We start from the raw sequence: 1,880 nt of genomic DNA, 5'->3' as shown, positions 1-1,880 counted from the left end.
GCCGCCGTCCAGGACGAGCTCGGTGCCGGTGAGCAGGGCGGCGCCGGCGGAGACGGCGAACGCGACGGCGGCGGCGACGTCCGCCGGTTCGCCGGGCCGCTGGGTCTCGGCGAGCCGGGCGAGGTCGGCGGGGTCGGTGACGCGCGTGAGCGTGTCGGGGGTCCGGATCCAGCCGGGGCTGATGGTGAGGGCGCGGATGCCGTGCCGGCCGTAGTCGACGGCGAGCTGGCGGGTGAAGGCGGCGAGGCCGGCCTTGGCGGCGGCGTAGGCGGGGTACCCGGGGGCGAACGCGCGGCCGTGGACCGAGCCGATGGTCACGATGACGCCGTGACCTGCGGCGATCATGCCGGGCAGCGCGTGCTTGACGCAGAGGAACGCGGAGGTGAGGTTGGCGTCCAGGACGGCGTGCCAGTCGGCGAGTGCCGTCTCGTGCGCGGGTGCGCCGGCCGTGACGCCGGCGCAGTGGACGAGAGCCCCGACGGTGCCGAGACCGGCGAACAGCCGGGCCACCGCGGTCTCGTCGGTGAGGTCCCCGTCGTCGCGGTCGAGGCCGGCGACGATGAACCCGTCGGCCCGCAGCCGTTCGGCGACGGCGGATCCGATGCCGCCGGCGGCGCCCGTCACCACGGCGAGTTCAGGCACGGAACACCTCGTAGTGTGCGATCAGGTCCTCGTCGAGGGTCACGCCCAGGCCCGGTTCCTCGGACACCACCAGCGCACCGTCTACAAGGGATGGTGGGGTCGCGAGGTCGTCGCGGAGTGGGTTGGGAAGTCGGTTGTATTCGAGGCTGGTGACGTTGGGGGTGGCGGCGGCGAGTTGGAGGGCGGCGGCGAGGCCGACGGCGGAGCCGACGCCGTGTGGTGAGACGTCGACGTGGAAGGCGGAGCACAGTGCGGCGATGCGGCGGGCTTCGGTGATGCCGCCGGCGCGGGTGAGGTTGGGCATGACGACGTCGGCGGCGCGGGCGAGCAGGAGGTTGCGGTAGCCGTACCGGATGAACTCGCTCTCGCCGGTGACCACCGGGATCCGCACGGCTGCGCGCACCTCGGCGAGGCCCTCGACGTCGTCGGTGGAGAGGGGCTCCTCGAACCAGCGGACGCCGATGCCCTCCAGCGCGTGGGCAAGGCGGATGGCGGTTTTCACGTCGTAGGCGCAGTTGAGGTCGACGTGCAGGGCGGCGCGGCCGTCGAGGGCGTCGGCGACGGCGGTGGCGTGGGCGAGGTCGGTGGTTTCGCCGCGGCCGAGTTTGAGTTTGACGGCGTGGAAGCCGTCGTCCACGAAGGACAGTGCGGTTTGGACGGACTCCGCGGTGGTTGGCAGGAACGGGATCGGGGAGGCGTAGACGGGGACGGTGGTGCGGACGGGGCCGCCGAGCAGCCGGTGGACGGGTTGGCCGGCGGCTTTGCCGCGCAGGTCCCACAGGGCGAGGTCGATGCCGCTGATCGCTTCGAGGTAGAACCCGCCGGTGCGGCCGGCGCTGGCCTGGGCGCCGAACATGAGCTCCCACAGCGCCTCCGACGCCCCCGCGTCCCGGCCGACCAGCATCGGGGCCAGCAGCTGCCCGATGATGGTCGCGGTGACGCGCGGCTCGGGCAGCCCGTACGCCTCCCCGATGCCCTCCAGGCCGTCAACCGTTCGGATCCGGACGAGGGTGGTGTACTGGCCCAGGCGCGGCAGCACGCGATGGCTGGACGCCGGGGTGAGCAGCCATTCCGGGACCTCGTCGAACATCTTCGAGAACGGCGCGGCGAGGGCGATGGCTTCGACGGAGGCGATGGTGAGGTTCATTTGATGAGGGCGTTCATCCGGTCGCGGGCGGAGGTGAGGGCTTCCTTGGGGTTCTTCTTGCCGATGAGGATCGACTGGACCTCTTCGGCGA

2 protein-coding genes are annotated in these 1,880 nt (G+C 72.4%); both read right to left on the bottom strand.

The genetic code is table 11. The annotated features are described in order from the left end of the window. A partial coding sequence (locus AB0K00_RS57700) for an SDR family oxidoreductase (protein ID WP_363540211.1) occupies positions 1 to 642 on the bottom strand: 642 nt, incomplete at its 3' end. Continuing rightward, positions 635 to 1,789, bottom strand: a complete 1,155-nt coding sequence (locus AB0K00_RS57695; protein WP_363540209.1) for a mandelate racemase/muconate lactonizing enzyme family protein — start codon at positions 1,787 to 1,789, stop codon at positions 635 to 637. The genes AB0K00_RS57700 and AB0K00_RS57695, both read right to left, overlap by 8 nt. Positions 1,790 to 1,880: the final 91 nt, after the last annotated feature.

Origin of the sequence: Dactylosporangium sp. NPDC049525, from assembly GCF_040676755.1 — a bacterium.
Taxonomy (GTDB): Bacteria; Actinomycetota; Actinomycetes; order Mycobacteriales; family Micromonosporaceae; genus Dactylosporangium.
This window is presented reverse-complemented; position numbering and strand designations above follow the sequence as displayed.

Bases quoted from the DNA above. Each gene is read 5' to 3' on its own strand.
- AB0K00_RS57695 (WP_363540209.1), bottom strand. From the start codon at position 1,789: ATGAACCTCACCATCGCCTCCGTCGAAGCCATCGCCCTCGCCGCGCCG.